The 15,896-nt window shown below is 67.7% G+C and carries 14 protein-coding genes and 1 pseudogene; 9 read left to right on the top strand and 6 right to left on the bottom strand.

Going from position 1 to position 15,896, the window contains the following annotated elements:
- The first annotated feature begins 2 nt into the window (after positions 1 to 2).
- Both ACFVWG_RS04955 and ACFVWG_RS04950 read left to right on the top strand, forming a co-directional pair.
- Complete coding sequence (locus ACFVWG_RS04955; protein WP_391541819.1) at positions 3 to 917, top strand: carbohydrate ABC transporter permease; 915 nt, start codon at positions 3 to 5, stop codon at positions 915 to 917.
- 2 nt (positions 918 to 919) lie between these two features.
- The gene (locus ACFVWG_RS04950) at positions 920 to 1,894 is read left to right on the top strand and encodes an ABC transporter permease (RefSeq protein WP_391541818.1); all 975 of its coding nucleotides are present in this window, start codon (positions 920 to 922) and stop codon (positions 1,892 to 1,894) included.
- Here the strand turns inward: ACFVWG_RS04950 and ACFVWG_RS04945 are convergent.
- A complete protein-coding gene (locus ACFVWG_RS04945) occupies positions 1,824 to 3,080 on the bottom strand; it encodes a lipopolysaccharide biosynthesis protein (RefSeq protein WP_391541817.1) in 1,257 nt (418 codons plus the stop codon). The two genes, ACFVWG_RS04950 and ACFVWG_RS04945, sit on opposite strands and share 71 nt — an antisense overlap.
- Positions 3,081 to 3,165: 85 nt before the next feature.
- Here ACFVWG_RS04945 and ACFVWG_RS04940 point away from each other — a divergent pair.
- A pseudogene (locus ACFVWG_RS04940) lies at positions 3,166 to 4,422 on the top strand (alpha-(1->3)-arabinofuranosyltransferase family protein); the annotation flags it as partial.
- A 1,129-nt stretch (positions 4,423 to 5,551) separates the two neighbouring features.
- Here the strand turns inward: ACFVWG_RS04940 and ACFVWG_RS04935 are convergent.
- From ACFVWG_RS04935 to ACFVWG_RS04920, 4 genes are read right to left on the bottom strand one after another with little or no spacing between them, the layout of a single operon-like run.
- A complete protein-coding gene (locus ACFVWG_RS04935) occupies positions 5,552 to 6,715 on the bottom strand; it encodes an acyltransferase family protein (RefSeq protein ID WP_391541816.1) in 1,164 nt (387 codons plus the stop codon).
- Positions 6,712 to 7,512 carry a class I SAM-dependent methyltransferase gene (locus tag ACFVWG_RS04930; protein WP_391541815.1) on the bottom strand — a complete coding sequence of 267 codons (801 nt, stop codon included), beginning with the start codon at positions 7,510 to 7,512 and terminating at the stop codon, positions 6,712 to 6,714. The genes ACFVWG_RS04935 and ACFVWG_RS04930 overlap by 4 nt, the downstream gene beginning before the upstream one ends.
- 9 nt (positions 7,513 to 7,521) lie before the next feature.
- Entirely contained in the window at positions 7,522 to 8,037 is a 516-nt protein-coding gene (locus ACFVWG_RS04925; protein ID WP_391541814.1) for an SRPBCC family protein, read from the bottom strand.
- A complete protein-coding gene (locus ACFVWG_RS04920; RefSeq protein ID WP_391541813.1) occupies positions 8,034 to 8,600 on the bottom strand; it encodes a TetR/AcrR family transcriptional regulator in 567 nt (188 codons plus the stop codon). Before ACFVWG_RS04920 ends, ACFVWG_RS04925 begins: the two co-directional genes overlap by 4 nt.
- A gap of 131 nt (positions 8,601 to 8,731) precedes the next feature.
- On the opposite strand from ACFVWG_RS04920, the gene ACFVWG_RS04915 reads away from it, so the two are divergent.
- From ACFVWG_RS04915 to rpsA, 3 genes are all read left to right on the top strand, one after another.
- The gene (locus tag ACFVWG_RS04915; RefSeq protein ID WP_391541812.1) at positions 8,732 to 9,610 is read left to right on the top strand and encodes an SGNH/GDSL hydrolase family protein; all 879 of its coding nucleotides are present in this window, start codon (positions 8,732 to 8,734) and stop codon (positions 9,608 to 9,610) included.
- 22 nt (positions 9,611 to 9,632) lie between these two features.
- On the top strand, positions 9,633 to 10,508 hold the full coding sequence (locus tag ACFVWG_RS04910) for a phosphotransferase family protein (RefSeq protein WP_391541811.1): 876 nt from the start codon (positions 9,633 to 9,635) through the stop codon (positions 10,506 to 10,508).
- A gap of 249 nt (positions 10,509 to 10,757) precedes the next feature.
- Positions 10,758 to 12,254 (top strand): 30S ribosomal protein S1, encoded by a 1,497-nt coding sequence (gene rpsA / locus ACFVWG_RS04905; protein ID WP_391541810.1) that lies wholly within the window; start codon positions 10,758 to 10,760, stop codon positions 12,252 to 12,254.
- Between the two features lie 75 nt (positions 12,255 to 12,329).
- On the opposite strand, the gene ACFVWG_RS04900 is transcribed toward rpsA, so the two are convergent.
- Positions 12,330 to 12,962 carry a hypothetical protein gene (locus tag ACFVWG_RS04900; protein WP_391541809.1) on the bottom strand — a complete coding sequence of 211 codons (633 nt, stop codon included), beginning with the start codon at positions 12,960 to 12,962 and terminating at the stop codon, positions 12,330 to 12,332.
- Positions 12,963 to 12,978: 16 nt separating this feature from the next.
- On the opposite strand from ACFVWG_RS04900, the gene coaE reads away from it, so the two are divergent.
- From coaE to ACFVWG_RS04885, 3 genes are all read left to right on the top strand, one after another.
- The gene (coaE, locus tag ACFVWG_RS04895) at positions 12,979 to 13,587 is read left to right on the top strand and encodes a dephospho-CoA kinase (protein ID WP_391541808.1); all 609 of its coding nucleotides are present in this window, start codon (positions 12,979 to 12,981) and stop codon (positions 13,585 to 13,587) included.
- 81 nt (positions 13,588 to 13,668) lie between these two features.
- Positions 13,669 to 14,874 carry a PrsW family glutamic-type intramembrane protease gene (locus ACFVWG_RS04890; protein WP_391541807.1) on the top strand — a complete coding sequence of 402 codons (1,206 nt, stop codon included), beginning with the start codon at positions 13,669 to 13,671 and terminating at the stop codon, positions 14,872 to 14,874.
- The gene (locus ACFVWG_RS04885; protein WP_391541806.1) at positions 14,871 to 15,896 is read left to right on the top strand and encodes a hypothetical protein; all 1,026 of its coding nucleotides are present in this window, start codon (positions 14,871 to 14,873) and stop codon (positions 15,894 to 15,896) included. Before ACFVWG_RS04890 ends, ACFVWG_RS04885 begins: the two co-directional genes overlap by 4 nt.

Raw genomic sequence — 15,896 nt, 5'->3', positions numbered from 1 at the left:
GCATGGCAATCGATACTGCGAGTGCACCCGCGCCGGTCCAGGAGACCCGGTCCGACCGGATCGTGATGATCTGCAACTACACCGCCCTCGGCCTGTTCACGCTGGCCGTGCTGTATCCCTTGGTCTACGTGCTCAGCGCCTCGCTGAGCGATCCGAAGAACGTCGTCTCCGGTAAGGTCTGGCTCTGGCCGGTCGGGGTGAGCATCGAGTCGTTCAAGGCCGTCTTCGACTACGACTCGATCGTCAGCGGCTTCTCGAACTCGATCCTGTACGCCGTCGGCGGGTCGCTGCTCGCGACCGTCCTGACTCTGTTCGCGGCGTACCCGTTGTCGCGCAAGGGCCTGCCGGGCAAGGGCCTCATCATGGGCCTGTTCGTGTTCACGATGATGTTCAGCGGTGGCCTGATCCCGTCGTACCTGGTGGTCGACCGGCTCGGCCTGCTGAACACGCGCTGGGCGATCATCCTGCCCGCCGCCCTCGCGGTCTGGAACATGATCATCACCCGGACCTTCTTCCAGAACACGATTCCCGAGGAGCTGGTCGAGGCCGCGAAGGTCGACGGCTGCACGGACTTCGGCTTCTTCTGGCGGATCGTGCTGCCGCTGAGCAAGCCGATCATCGCGGTCAACCTGCTCTTCTACGCGGTCGCGCAGTGGAACTCGTGGTTCAGCGCGCTGATCTACCTGACCAACGAGCAGCTGTTCCCGCTGCAGCTGGTGCTGCGCCAGATCCTGCTGCAGAACCAGTTCGACCCGTCCCAGGTCCGCGACACCGCCGAGCTGATCCGGATGAAGGAGCTCCAGGAGCAGCTCAAGTACTCGCTGATCGTGATCGCCACCATCCCACCCCTGCTGGTCTACCCCTTTGTGCAGAAGCACTTCGTCAAGGGGGCCATGGTCGGCTCGCTGAAAGGCTGACGATGGCTACCGACACCTTGGTACGACGTACGCCCGCGCGCCCCGGAGTCCGCAAAGCCAAGCAGGCGGTCGGTCTGGGCACCCGGATGCGGCGGAACTGGCAGCTCTACGCGATGCTCGCGGTCCCGCTGATCTGGCTGGCGATCTTCGCCTACTGGCCGATGTACGGCGCGATCATCGCGTTCAAGGACTACAACGTGGTCGACGGGATCCTGGGCAGCCGGTGGGTCGGGCTGAAGCACTTCGAGCGGTTCGTCGAGTCGTACCAGTTCGGGCGGCTGATCAAGAACACGCTCGTGCTGCAGATCTACGAGCTGTTCGCGACGTTCTGGCCGCCGATCCTGCTGGCGCTCGGGCTGAACATGGCGCGGCGGAAGTGGTACCGCCGGTCGGTGCAGCTGATCACCTACGCCCCGCACTTCATCTCCACGGTGGTCGTGGTCGGCATCATCGTGGTCCTCGTCGACCCGAACACCGGCGTCCTGAACCAGTTCCTGGGTCTGTTCGGGGCCGGGCCGATCGACGTACTGAACAATCCGGACTACTTCCGGCACCTCTATGTCTGGTCGAGCTCGTGGCAGACGATGGGCTTCTCGGCGATCATCTACCTGGCCGCACTGACCAGCGTCTCGCCGGAGCTGCATGAGGCCGCGATCGTCGACGGTGCCTCCCGGCTGCGTCGCGTCTGGCACATCGACCTCCCGGCGATCCGGCCGGTCGCGGTGATCCTGATGATCCTCAACATCGGCACGATCATGACCGCCGGCTTCGAGAAGGTCCTGCTGCTGCAGAACACGCTGAACCTGCAGACCTCGGAGGTGCTCGACACCTACGTCTACAAGCTCGGCTTCGCGTCGCAGGTGCCGCAGTTCAGCTACGCCGCGGCGATCGGACTGTTCCGCTCGGTCATTGGTCTGGTTCTGCTGGTGCTGGCGAATACGCTGGCGCGGAAGTTCGCGAAGTCAAGCCTCTGGTGAGCACCGCTGACAGCAGGAGAGCGCAACCGCTGGTCAGGGCGACCAGCGTCTTGACTCCGGCCATGCCGTCGCCGAGCACGATGACGGCAGTGGCCGCGAGCACGATCAGCCCGGCCCAGATCACCAGCGCCGCGCGCTTCTCCTGCTGCGCGATGGCGGCGTACACAACCATCTGCAGTACGGCGTACGCCGAGCCCGCGATCGCGAACATCCAGGTGTACGGACCGAGCGATCCGTACTTCTCCGGCCCACCGATGACCTTCACGACCAGGTCAGGCAGAACGAGGGTGCCCAGGACCGTACAGACGCCGAGGCCAGCGACCGCGAGGATTGCGCGGCGGAGCTTGGCGGTGTCGCCGGGGGAGTTGGCCAGTGACGGGAACACGATCACGATGACGAACTGCGGGAGGAACAGACAAGCCTTCGCCACGATCACACCGGCGGCGTAGTAACCACTGTGCGTCCCGTCAAGCAGGCCGCGGGCCAGCAGCACGTCCGCGTTCGCAATCACGAAGAACGCGAGCAGCGTGTGGGTGCCGTGCGCAGTCTCCAGGAGGAGGCTCTTGACGGCCGCAGGCGTGCCGCCGCTCGCTCCGCGCAGGAAGACAGTGCCCAGAACCGGCGGTACGACGGCGCCGAGCGCGAGCCCGATCATGGCCGAGTCCAGCGATGGGTGGATGAACAGCGCACCGCCACCGAACACGAGCCGTCCGAGCCCGACCGACGTGTACACCGCGGCCAGCTCGGTCCAGCGCTGGCTGCCCTGGAGCACTCCGAGCTGTGAGCCCATCAGCGTCAGCCCGGCGAGCGTCGGGGCCAGCAGCAGGACGGCGATGATCGAGTCGATGTGCAGCAGCCACATGATCAGCGGTGCGGCGAGCAGACAGACCACAGTGAGCCCAGTCGCGGTACGGCGGCCGGCCTGCAGCATGGCGTGTGCCAGTGAGCCGTCGTCGCTCTGGGTGGCCAGACGGCGCGCACCGGTGGCCTGCAGCCCGAGCGAGGCGACGTTGCCGATCAGCAGCAGCCCCAACAGCGCAGTGATCGCGCCGAACTGCTCCGGGACCAGGCGGTGCGTCCCGATCAGCGTGAAGCCGTAGGCGGCGACGTTCATGATCGCCATGCCGACCGCGACCACGGCGGCACTCCGGAGGAAGCTGTGCCTCGGCTCTGTGACGGAATTCATCGCTGCCACCGTAAGCCGCTGGGAGTTCGATATCACTATGGCCACGCCCAGCGATTGCGTGCTCCTGATCCGTTAAGGTCCGCCTGTGCTGAAGGCAGGAACGTCCGAGCAGGTGGTCTGGCGAGCGAGGCTCGTGCTGGGCTGTCTGTTGCTGTCGGCACTCTGTTTTCACCGCGCCCCGGGACCGGTCGCGCCCGGCTCCCGTATCGATGATCCGAGTGCGTTGCTGAGCGGCGCGCTGCACCTGTGGGACCCCGACAGCGGGCTCGGCCGGCTGCAGAGCCAAGCCTTCGGCTACCTGTGGCCGGTCGGTCCGTTCCAGTGGCTGATGCACGCACTGTCGATGCCGGACTGGATTGGCCAGCGGGTGTGGTGGTGCGTGGTGCTGTGCGTCGCGTTCCTCGGCGTGTGGAAGCTGGCCAACGCCTGGCGGTACGGCGTCCCGTGGACGCGGTTCGCCGTCGCACTGCTCTACGCGCTGAGCCCGCTGCTCCTCAGCGCCATGTCGATCACCTCGGTAGAGGTGTGGCCGCTGGCCATGGCTCCGTGGGTGCTGCTGCCGCTGGTGACGCCGCGTGCTCGCTCCGGCTGGTGGCGGGTCGGCTGGTCGGCCATGGCGGTAGCTCTGATCGGTGGCGCCGACCCGGTCGCCGCAGGTCTGACTCTTGTCCTCCCTGCCGTCTGGCTGCTCACTCGCCGTCAGGACCGCTGGACGCTCAAGGTGGCCGTGGGCTGGCTCGGGTGCGTGCTCGCCGTCTCCGTCTGGTGGCTCGTCCCCCTGATCCTGGTCGTGCAGTACGGCACCCCGGCAGACCGCACCGCCGCCCTCGCCCAACCACGCGGCGAGACGACCGACCCAGACAGCGCGCAGTGGCGGGGGTGGATCCGCAAGCAGAACACCGCCGGCAACGTGCTCGTCGTACCAGCGGCCAAGCCGCAGTGGCTGGATGACGAGGTCGAGCGTCGTCTCGCCTCTGGTGTAGGGGACCGGACACTCCAGCAGGCTCTGGTCCACGCCGGCGTCCGGTACGTCGTCATCCGCAACGACCTGGCCGTTCCGGCCGCTGCTGTGCACGAGACGCTGGGCGAGGCCGGCCTGAAGCGCGTCGCACATTTCGGTACGACGGTTGACGCCTACCCGACTGTGGAGATCTACGACGTCGGTACGGCGAACGTGGCCCGGCTGATCCCCGAGTCGCGGCTCATCGAGGTGCAGGGCAGCACAAGCGACGTACCGGCCGTCTTGTCGGCACTCGGTGGTGACCGGGAGGCGATCACCGCTCCGGACCTGAGCAGTGCGCAGGGCGAACTGCCGTTGATCCAGACCGACGGGTTGCAGCGGCGAGAGGTCGGGGTGGATCAGCCCGCGGGGAGTCGCGCCGAGCGGGTCGACGTACCGGCTGCTGGGCGTCAGCCGAGTGCACTGGTACTCAGGAACCCGCAGATCGGGCGGTCTGCCTGCCTGCACCTGGACAGCCGGTCGGTGTGTCAGCCGAGCTCGGCGCGGGACGCTGACGAGCCGGGTGGGCTGTTGCGAACGGTGGACCTGCCGCAGACCGCGTCGTACGAGCTGAAGGGCACTGCGCTGCCGCAGGACGGACCTGCGCTTGAACGCCTGCTGGCGGGACCGATCGGGGTCAAGGCCTCCTCCCGTGCGGTCGCTGCGCCGGAAGGTCGGCCCGGTGCGGTCGTCGATCAGGACATCACGACCAGTTGGGTCGCCGACGCTGCGGACCGGAAGCCGACGCTCACGCTGACCTTGCCGTCGGCAAGGAAGCTGAGCGGGTTCCAGTTCCGGACCGAGTCGGGGCTTGCTGCGCCCACCGACGTCACGCTCAGCTTCGACGGCGGCCCGGCCACGGCTCACAAGCTGGATGCGGACGGCTACGTGCGCTTCCAGGAGTCGACGGCTCGGATCGTTGAGATCGGTTTCACCAAGCCGGTTGCAGTCTCGGAGATCCGTGTGGTGGGTGCGGACGAGCTACGGCAGGCGCTGCGGCTCGACGATCGCGTCGGCGAGGCCTGCGGGTCCGGTCCGGTCGTGCAGGTGGACGGCAAGGCGACCATGACTCGCGTGACCGCGACGATGCGCGACCTCCTGCAGCGGCGACCGGTCGCGTTCACCACCTGTGATCCGGCGCCCGTCGTACTGGAGGCTGGTCGGCACCAGGTGGATGTGCTGACGAACGGCGGCCTGGTCCCGACCGAGGCCGTGCTGACCAAGGCTGGCTTCGGCGACGTGTCCGTCACGCCGGTGCAGGGTGTGAACGTCTGGCGGTCGAACCCGGCCGCACTGACGCTCGAAGTCCCGGCCTCGGGGAAGCAGTCGGTGCTGAGCGTCGCGCAGAACTACAGCAAGGGCTGGGTCGCGTACGACGGGAGCGGGCGCAAGCTGACGCCGATCCGGGTGGCCGGCTGGCAGCAGGGCTGGGTGTTGCCCGCAGGCGAGGAGCAGTTGGTCAACGCACGGTTCATGCCGGACCGGGCGTATCGGGCCGGTCTCCTGGTTGGCTCGCTTGCAGTGCTCGCCGTGATGGCGATGGCGATCTTCTACCGGCGCCGGACGCGTCGCTCCGGACACCAGCTAAAGGCCGCTCGATGGTGTAGTAGCTGGCTGCAGCGAGCCCGATGGATGCGAGCAGGGTCGTAACAAGTAGGAAGACGAACTGCGTGCTGATGCGGGCGAGCAGCGTCAGCGCGATCACCTGATAGGCGAAGACGCCGTACGTGAGATTGCTGGCCAGTCTGGCCGGTCTGCCACCCAGGTAGTGCAGAGCGCGGTCGGTCGGGGCGAGTGCTGGGAACAGCACGCAGGCCGCGATGCCTGTGTAGAGAAGGCTCTTCACTGCCGACTGTCCAGGGCTGGCGGCGGACAGGTCGTACGGACCGGCCAGCGGGGTCGAGGCGAGCAGCAGAAGTGCGGCGGCGATCCCCCAGACAGTGCCGGGGATCGTGGTGAGGATGTCGAGCGCTGACGAGCCGAGCCGGCCGGTACTGCGAGCCACCTGCCACAGGGCGAAGCCCATACCGACTGCGAACCAGCCGATGTACCCGGGCAGCCAGAGCCCAGCGTTCGGGTGATGCGTGGCGCTCATGATCGTCAGCCAGACCGGTCCGACCACGGTCAGCGCAGCCAGCACGCTGAGCCGCCAGCGCACGCTGCGCCGGGTCGGCCGCTCGTAGCCGGTCAGGAGCTTGGCCAGTGCCGGGAGGATCACGTAGAACGCTGCGATCGCCGCAAGGCTCCATAACTGAGTGAGGCCCTCAGCCGGTAAGCCCTCGAAGTAGACCTGGGTGAGCGTGGCGTGCTGCAGGTACGTCGTCCAGTCGGCGGAGTGCAGGAGGACAACGGCCAGCAGGACGGCCACCCAGAGAACGGGCAGGATCCGCACCGCCCGGTTACGCAGGTACGGCAGGGTCAGCGGCGGCAGGGTGCCTTCGAACCAGGCTTCGACATGCGGCCGGTAGAGCAGGAAGCCGGAGATCGCGCAGAAGACCGCGGCACCGACGTCCAGTCTCGACAACACACCCGAGAGCGGCCCGGCGTCACTGTGCAGAGCGACCTGGGCAGTCAGCATCGCCAGTGCGGCCAGAACGCGCAGACCGTCCAGTGCCGGGAACCTGCGCCGCGTCATCCGGACCCCTCCCTGCGAGCCGACCAGATCGCCGTACCGGGAACGAAGCGGCCGCGGTACGGACCCCAGCCACCCCAGACGAGGGTGTGACCGGCCGGCCACTCGGGCTCGAACAGATCGTCGATGACGAACCCGGACTCGGTGAGCGCGCGAATCCAGTCGCCGACGGTCCGGTGGTGTTCGACGTAGACCGCCGTACCGGCGTCGTCGACCTCCACGTACGGCGTGCGGTCGAAGTAGGACTTGTCGATCCGCAGTCCATCGGCAGACGGGTCGTCCGGCATCGTCCAGCGGAACGGGTGGGTCACCGAGAAGACCAGCAGACCGCCCGGCTTGAGGGTGCGGGCGATCTCGCGCAGCGCAGTGGTTGCGTCGGCCACGAACGGCAGCGCGCCAAAGGCCGAGCAGACGATGTCGAACGTGTTGTCGGCATAGGGGAGTGCGGTCGCGTCGGCCGCGACAGTCCGGACAGCCGTGCCAGTGCGGGCATCTAGCTGCTGTGAAATCCGCAGCTGCTCGACAGAGATGTCAAAGGCAACGACATTGGCGCCCTGGCCAACCAACCAGCGTGAGCACTGCGCAGCGCCGCAACCGACCTCGAGGATGCGCTTGCCACGCACCGGGCCGAGCAGCTGGGCGCTCTCCTCGTCGACACCCTCGGGTCCCCAGATGAACCGGTCGTCGCCGAGAAAGTCACCGTGGTCGGTGAGGTACTCGGCGGCGGCGGAGTCCCAGTAGGTGCGGCTGGCGTGCGAGCTCTCGGCCTCGGTCAGCTCGATACGTTGCGGCTCGACCACCCGGTCACCCTACCGAGCGGCGATCGCCCGAGTCGCGATCGCACGGTTCATCGCGTGGAACTGTGGCTCGATCGTGTCGTGCAGCATGCCGGCCGTGAACGGGACGGCGGCACCGCGGAAGGTCTCCTCCTGGACCAAGCGGGTCCGGCCGTCCGGCAGCGGCTCGATCCGGAAGGCGTGCTCACCGTCGAAGATTCCGCCGAACCCGATCCGGCCGATCCAGCGAAGCTCGCGGTCGGGTACGACGGCCAGCAACTCGGGGGTGAAGGTCGTCTCCGCGCCCTTGGTGTCGCGCAGCACGTTGGTGATCGTCGCGCCGACGGTGAGGTCACCGGTCGACGAGACGATGAACGGGTTCCAGGCGGGATAGTTCGCGCGGTCGGTGAGGACCTGCCAGACCCGGTCGGGGGAGGCGTCGATCTCGAGCTCGGTGTGCAGGACGGTGGGCCGGACGATCGTGTAGGTGGTGTAGCCGACGAGTAGCAGCACGAAGGCACCGAGACCTACCAGCAGACGACGCTTCATGGGGACTCCTCAGGTCCGAGGACGCTCACGACGAGCGTCCGGGCGTATTCAGGGGTGAGCGGCTCACCGGTGACGAGGAGCCGGTAGTACAGCGGGCCGACCAGCTGGTCGACCAGTACGGCGGGAGCGACGTGGTCGAGCACCACGCCGGCCTGCTGCGCCTTCGCGACGACAGCGGTGACGGCTCGATGGCGCTCGGACCAGAGTGCACGGACGCTTTCGCCGACGCGGGGATCACGGGCGGCCGCGGCCGCCAGGTCGGCGATCAGGCTGGTCGGCGTCGAGGACAGTCCGGCGGCGATCGTGCTGACGAGGCGGGTCAGGTCGGCCCGCGGGTCGTCGGACGGCTCGAACGGGACCTCTTCGCGCATCGTGGTGATCAGCGCGACGACGAGCTCGGCCTTGGATGCCCAGCGCCGGTACAGCGTGGTCTTGGCGACGCCGGCCCGCTCGGCGACCCGGTCGATCGACAGGCCGTCGTACCCGCCGTTGCGCAGCTCTTCGGCCGCGGCGGCGAGCAGTCTGCCTTCGATCGCGGTGTCACGGGGTCGGCCTCGGCTCATGCTATTTACGCTACTGCAGTAGCGTAAATAAATCAAAGGGCTCCGAGGTCTTGCCGAAAAGGTGAATTTTCCTCAAGCTGGTCCGCACCTGAACTGTTACCGGCTGGTCACTTAACGTCAAAGGCGGCGGCATGAAGAGAATGTTGACAGCGATCGCAACGACCGCGGGCCTGGTCGTGGGTGGTCTGGTGCCTCTGCAAGCAGTCGCGGCGCCGCCGATGGTGTACGTCGCGATGGGCGACTCGTATGCCGCCGGCTCGCTCGTGCTGCCGGCCAAGGAACTGCTCACCTGTGCGCGCTCGGCGGTCAACTATCCGTCGCTGATCGCCAAGGACCTGCAGCCGGCGACGTTCCGCGACGTCACCTGCGGAGGTGCCACGACCACGCACTTCGCGAACCCGCAGCCGGGCATCATCGCCGGGACGGCAGCGCCGCAGTACGACGCTCTGAGTGCCGACACGACGGTCGTCTCGGTCGGGATCGGTGGCAACGACATCGGCCTGGTCGGGCTCGCGTTCTCGTGCGTGAACCTGCTGCCGGAGGGCGTCGGGACGTCCTGCAAGGCGACCAACACCGCTGGTGGCGTGGACAAGCTGGCCCAGAAGATCGACGCGTTCGCGCCGACCTACGGCACGGTGATCGCACAGATCCGGCAGCGCGCGCCGCACGCGAAGATCCTGATGGTCGGCTACCCGACCGGGATCCGGAAGGGCGGCTGCTGGCCGGTCGTCCCGGTCTGGAGCCAGGACGCGGACTATCTGCAGGCAGCGCTGACCCGGCTGAACAAGCGGATGGCGGAGCAGGCTGCGGCGCACGGAGCGACGTACGTCGACCTGGCGACTCCGAGCGTCGGTCACGACATGTGCAAGCCGGCCGGGACGCGGTGGATCGAGGGGCTGATCCCGAGCGTGACCACGAACGGCCTGGTCCCGTTGCACCCGAACGCGGCCGGGCTGCGGAACGCCGTACCGACTGTTCTTGCTGCGATGGGTGTGCCCTCGAAGGCTTGAGGGTCCTGGCAGGATCGGGCAGGTGGATGGACTTGCGGCGAGCGCCGTACCGCTGACCGGCGGCTATCAAGGACAGACCTTCGCGGTGACTGCAGGCGGTGAGGATGCCGTCCTGAAGTTGTACGTGAAGGACCCCGGGCGCGCGGTCGTCGATGCGGCGCTGCTGCAACTGGTGAACGGGCTGCTGCCGGTTCCGCGGATCCTCGATCTCAAGCGCGAAGGGTCGTGGGAGGATCCGCCGTACCTGCTGATGGAGCGGCTGCCCGGGGTGAACCTGCAGGTCTATCTGGAGACGGCCGGGGCGGACGAGCGCCGGAAGGTCGGGACCCAGCTGGGGGAGTTGCTGGCCCGGTTGAGCGGGATGCCGTTCCTGACCGCCGGCATGTTCCGGGGTGGCGAGCTGACGGTCGAGCCGTTCGGCAAGGCCGACCTGGAGGAGTACGCCGCCGGTCTCGGCCTCGTGCACGGAGGTCTGGTCGAGGTGTTCGCCGAGGCGGAGGACCTGCTGGACGGAGCCGGGAACCGGTTCTGTCTGGTCCACAGCGACTTCAATCCGAAGAACCTGCTGGTGGACCCGGAGACCGCCCGGATCACCGGACTGATCGACTGGGAGTTCACGCACAGCGGTTCGCCGTACGCCGATCTCGGCAATCTGCTGCGGTTCGAGACCGACCCCGTGCTCGCCGGAGCGGTCCTGAGCGGGCTGCGGGGGAGTGATCTGGGACTCGCCGAGCCGCTGGTGGAGCTGGGCCGGGCGGCCGACTTGTGGGCCCTGCTCGACCTCGCTTCGCGGGCGACGGAGAACCCGGTTGCCGCCTCCGCAGCGGCTCTGGTCGCCCGGATGGCGGACACGCGGACCCTGTCCGGAGACCGCCCGGACCTGGACGTCGTACATTGAGCGGAGCGGTACGTCGGGACACCTCGGCGGGCGGCCGGTAGTGACCGGGTGCCCCAGGTTGTGTTGCCTCCGTCAAGACCGGTATTCTGTGAGATGCGCTATGAGCCTGCGCGACCTCGGACGGAGCAGGCTCGTGCTCGCAGCTTGTCGGTGGTGAATCTGTGCTCTCCAGGCAGTCCAGCGGTGTGATGCGATCCAACGGCTCATACGCACCTGACTAGACCACCAGTCCACGGAGCAACCCACCACATGACGGCCAGCATCGAGGCACCTCTCGACCCCGCAGTACGCAGCACCCCGCAGGTAGCGGTCAATGACATCGGGTCGGAGGAAGACTTCCTCGCGGCGATCGATCTGACCATCAAGTACTTCAACGACGGCGACATCGTTGAGGGCACCATCGTCAAGGTCGACCGGGACGAGGTTCTCCTCGACATCGGTTACAAGACCGAAGGCGTGATCCCCTCCCGCGAGCTGTCGATCAAGCACGACGTCGACCCGAACGAGGTCGTCAACGTCGGCGACCACGTCGAGGCCCTGGTTCTCCAGAAGGAGGACAAAGAAGGCCGCCTGATCCTCTCGAAGAAGCGCGCCCAGTACGAGAAGGCCTGGGGCACGATCGAGAAGATCAAGGAAGAGGACGGCGTCGTCACCGGTACCGTCATCGAGGTCGTCAAGGGTGGACTCATCCTGGACATCGGCCTCCGTGGCTTCCTGCCGGCCTCGCTCGTCGAGATGCGCCGGGTCCGCGACCTCCAGCCGTACGTCGGCCAGGAGATCGAGGCCAAGATCATCGAGCTCGACAAGAACCGCAACAACGTGGTCCTGTCGCGCCGGGCGTGGCTGGAGCAGACGCAGTCCGAGGTGCGGATGAACTTCCTCACCCAGCTGCAGAAGGGCCAGATCCGCAAGGGTGTCGTCTCCTCGATCGTCAACTTCGGTGCGTTCGTGGACCTCGGCGGCGTCGACGGCCTGGTGCACGTCTCGGAGCTGTCCTGGAAGCACATCGACCACCCGACCGAGGTCGTCGAGGTCGGCCAGGAGGTCACCGTCGAGGTGCTGGACGTCGACATGGACCGCGAGCGCGTCTCGCTGTCGCTGAAGGCGACCCAGGAAGACCCGTGGCAGCAGTTCGCCCGGACCCACCAGATGGGCCAGATCGTCCCGGGTAAGGTCACCAAGCTGGTGCCGTTCGGTGCGTTCGTCCGCGTGGAGGAGGGCATCGAGGGTCTGGTGCACATCTCCGAGCTGGCCGAGCGTCACGTCGAGATCCCGGAGCAGGTCGTCCAGGTGAACGACGATGTGATGGTCAAGATCATCGACATCGACCTCGAGCGTCGCCGGATCTCGCTGTCGCTCAAGCAGGCCAACGAGGGTGTCGACCCCGTCTCCGACGACTTCGACCCCACGCTGTACGGCATGGCGGCGACGTACGACGAGCAGGGCAACTACATCTACCCCGACGGCTTCGACCCGGAGACGGGCGAGTGGCTCGAGGGCTTCGATGCTCAGCGTGAGGAGTGGGAGCGGCAGTACGCCGAGGCCCACACGCGCTGGGAGGCCCACAAGAAGCAGATCGAGGACGCCAAGACGGCGGACGTCGAGGCCGGCGAGGCCTCCACGTACTCCTCCGCCACCGGCGGCGGCACCTCCGCGGCTCCGAAGGACGACGCCCCCGCCGAGGGTGCGCTCGCTTCCGACGAGGCCCTGCAGGCTCTCCGCGAGAAGCTGACGGGCCAGGGCTGAGTCCCTCCCCGGTAGTGCTCGGAACCCCCGCATCCTTCTGGGTGCGGGGGTTCCGCACGTTCTGCTTCAACGCTGTTAAGGACCGCGGCGTTTGGGGTCGCGGAAGCCGTTGCCCCAGGTGCCGCCGCCCTCACCCTTCATCCGGGTCTTCAGCTCGACGACCACCGCGCGGGCACCGCTGCCGGTGAAGAACCCGATCCGGTACGGCTCGTTCGGCGCACCGGCCTCCCAGGCCGGCACCTGCTGTTCGCCGTACCGGACCATCCGCACCGGCGGATCCTCGCCGGCCTTGATCCGCGCGGCGTCCTGGGCGCAGGCCGGTACCCGCCGGGTCGGGCCGTTGCGCGGCGTCCACACCACGTCCGCGCTGGCGGGTCCGTGCTGCGGGTTGAAGAAGCATGGCGTACGGCGTTCTGGCGGGGGCGCGCCGTCGACCCGGGCACGCGCACAGGCCAACGCGTACCGGCCGGCGGTGAGGGTGTCGATCACTGCGCTGATCGACTCGACGGACTGCAGTTTGTCGACGATCCGCTTGGCGGTCTCATAGGCGTCGAGTGCGGTCTGGTAGTCGTGCCGGGCATCGGCATCGAGCTCATGAGCATCCCCGAAGCGGGTCAGCTCTTCGCCGAACACGATGGTGTCCTCTTCGGCCATCAACTGGACGTGCTGCAGCTCGCGCAGGTCCTGGCGTTTCTTCCTCCACCCCATAAGACATAGTAGGTCCGTGCTACGAGTAGGACTGACTGGTGGAATCGGCGCCGGCAAGAGTGCGGTGTCGTCGCGGCTGGCGGCGCGAGGTGCGATCGTGATCGACTCCGACGTACTGGCGCGCGAGGTGGTCGCCAAGGGGACCGAGGGGCTGGCCGAGGTAGTAGCGGAGTTCGGTCCCGAGGTACTGACCGCTGAAGGCGAGATGGATCGGCCGGCGGTCGGGCAGATCGTGTTCGGTGACGCCGCCGCGCGCAAGCGGCTCGAGGCGGTCATCCATCCGCGGGTGCGGGCTCGCGCTGCCGAGATCGAGGCGTCGGCGCCGGATGACGCGATCGTCGTGCACGACATCCCGTTGCTGGTCGAGACCGGCCAGGCGGACAAGTTCGACGCGGTGCTGGTGGTCGACGTACCGGCGGCTGTTCAGCTGGAAAGGCTGACGCGGCAACGAAAGATGGACGCTGGTGAGGCCGAGCAGCGGATCGCCAGCCAGGCAACCCGCGAGCAGCGGTTGGCGGTCGCCGACATCGTGGTCGACAACTCGGGGACGCTGGCCGAGCTGGAGACGCGCCTCGATGAGGTGTGGGCCACGTTGCGAGGGCACGGTCCCACAACGAAAGCTTGACCCCTGCGCGGTAAATGATGATTCCGGGACCTGCTGTAAGAGAATCTGTGCGGTCCGAACATCCGATGTAGGGAGGATGGCGTGGTGTGTCCGCGCTGTAACTCTGACGTCCCTGAGGTCTCGCGGTACTGCCACCACTGTGGCAACGACCTGCGGTCCGGGGACACAGAGCGGAAGAACGCGTATGCGGCGCGGCCGGATGAGCCGGTGGCGTCGTTCAAACTCGTCTCCACGATCATGCCGCAGGGCTCGGGCAAGCAGCCCTACACGTACAAGGTCGCGCTCGGTGTCGCGCTGCTGCTGACGATCATCACCGCCGCGCTCGGCGCGCTGCCGGTCGCGATCATGGTGGCCGCGTTCTCGATCCCGATCGTCTACATCCTCTACCTGTACGACGTGAACCTGTGGGAGGACGAGCCGATCCCGGTCGTCACGGCGGCCTTCGTGCTGACCGGCGTGCTGGCGGCCGTCTTCACCTGGTTGTGGTCGGACAAGATCTCGCTGTCCACCGACACGATCGGCGCGAACGACGTCGGCCCGTCCGGACGCGACCTGCTGATCCTGCTCCTGCTGGTCCCGGTCGTCTCGGAGCTGATCCGTCAGATCGGCCCGCTGTACCTGGCCTCGCGCCCGCGCTACGACGACCTGATGGACGGCTTCACCTTCGGTGTCGTGGCCGGCGTCGGGTACGCGTGCTTCGAGACGCTCGTCCTGCACTGGGGCTGGATCAGCGGCGGTTTCGCCGGTCCGGGCAGCAGCGCCGGGACGTGGATCTCGATCGTGGTCCTGCACGGTTTCATCAAGCCGCTGATCTACGGCTCGGCCACCGGTCTCGCGGGTGCGGAGTTCTCCGGACTCGGTGCCGGGTACGACGGCTTCACGCCGCGCTGGGTGATGGGCCTGCTCCAGGCCATCGCGGTGAACGTGCTGTTCCAGGGCGGTGTCTACCTGCTCGGCTTCGTCGGCGGTCACGGCTCGACCATCGGCGCCGTGCTCGGTGTCGTCTGGGGCCTGTTGCTGCTGGGCGCGCTGATCATCCGGGTCCGGACCGTGCTGCACAAGGGCCTGCTCGAGGCCGCGCTGGAGTCCGCCGCTCGCGGTGGCTCCAACCACGCCTCCGGCGACCAGGCCTTCTGCTCGCGCTGTGAGATGCCGCTGCTGCCGCACTCGGACTTCTGCTCCGCCTGTGGCAACTCCGTCCGCTCGGTGCCGAAGTCGGCCCGCGGTGTGACGGCACCGGCGACGGCGAGCGGGTACGACGCGACGACTGGGGAGACGCAGGCATGAGCAACCAGCAACCTCCGTACGGTCAGCAGCCTCCGCAGGGTCCGCCGCCGCAGGGACCGCCGCCTGGTTACGGTCCGCCTCCGCAGGGACCGCCTCTGCAGGGACCGCCGCCCGGGTACGGGCCGCCGCCTGGCTACGGTCCGCCTCCGCAGGGACCGCCTCCGCAGGGCCGCCCGCCGCAGGGGCCGCCGCCTGGTTACGGACCGCCGCAGGGTCAGCCGGGATACGGGCAGCAGCCCGGACAACCGCCGTACGGACAGCAGCCTCCGCAGGGACCACCGCCTGGCTACGGCCAGCAGCAGTACCCGCCGCAGCAGGGCTACCCGGGACAGCAGCAGTTCCCGCAGCAGGGGTACCCGGGGCAGCCGCAGTACGGCGGCCAGCCTCCGCGCGGTAAGAGCAACAGCAAGATCCTGTACCTGGCCGGTGCTGGTCTGGTCGTGGTCGCAGTGATCGGCATCGTGCTGGCACTGATCTTCGGTGGCGGCGACGACAAGCAGGTCCAGCCGACCCCGCCGACCCCCGGCGGTGGTGGCGACAACAGCCAGCCGACCAACGTCGATGAAGGCATCGAGGTCGGTGAGGGCGTCTTCGTGAAACCGGCCACGGGCTACATCCGCAAGGAGCTGCAGGACTTCAAGGGCGTCTACCTGCTCAAGTCGGGTGAGGGCTACTTCATGACGCAGGTCTTCAAGGCCGCTCCCGGTGAGAACGCCGAGAACGTGCTGCCGAAGCTCTTCGCGGCCGAGACCAAGAACCTGACCTCGCTGCAGAAGAAGGACATCAAGACGCTGACGCCGGGCTCGGGCGACAAGACGCCGGTCAAGGTGCTGCTGAGCCAGGCCTACTCCGGTCTGTCGGCCGGCCAGTCGGGCAGCACGGAGATCGTCGGGTTCGTCGGCGTGATCGAGCGCAACGACGGCGTCATCACGCTGATCAGGGTCTACGGACGCAAGGACAAGCTGGCGACCCTGGACCCGGACAGCACCGCGATGCTGCAGTCGGTGCTCAAGAGCCAGTGA

It is taken from the genome of Kribbella sp. NPDC058245 (assembly GCF_042882005.1).
Taxonomy (GTDB): domain Bacteria; phylum Actinomycetota; class Actinomycetes; order Propionibacteriales; family Kribbellaceae; genus Kribbella.
The sequence above is the reverse complement of the archived record's forward strand: the minus strand, read 5'-3'. Positions and strand labels throughout refer to the sequence as shown.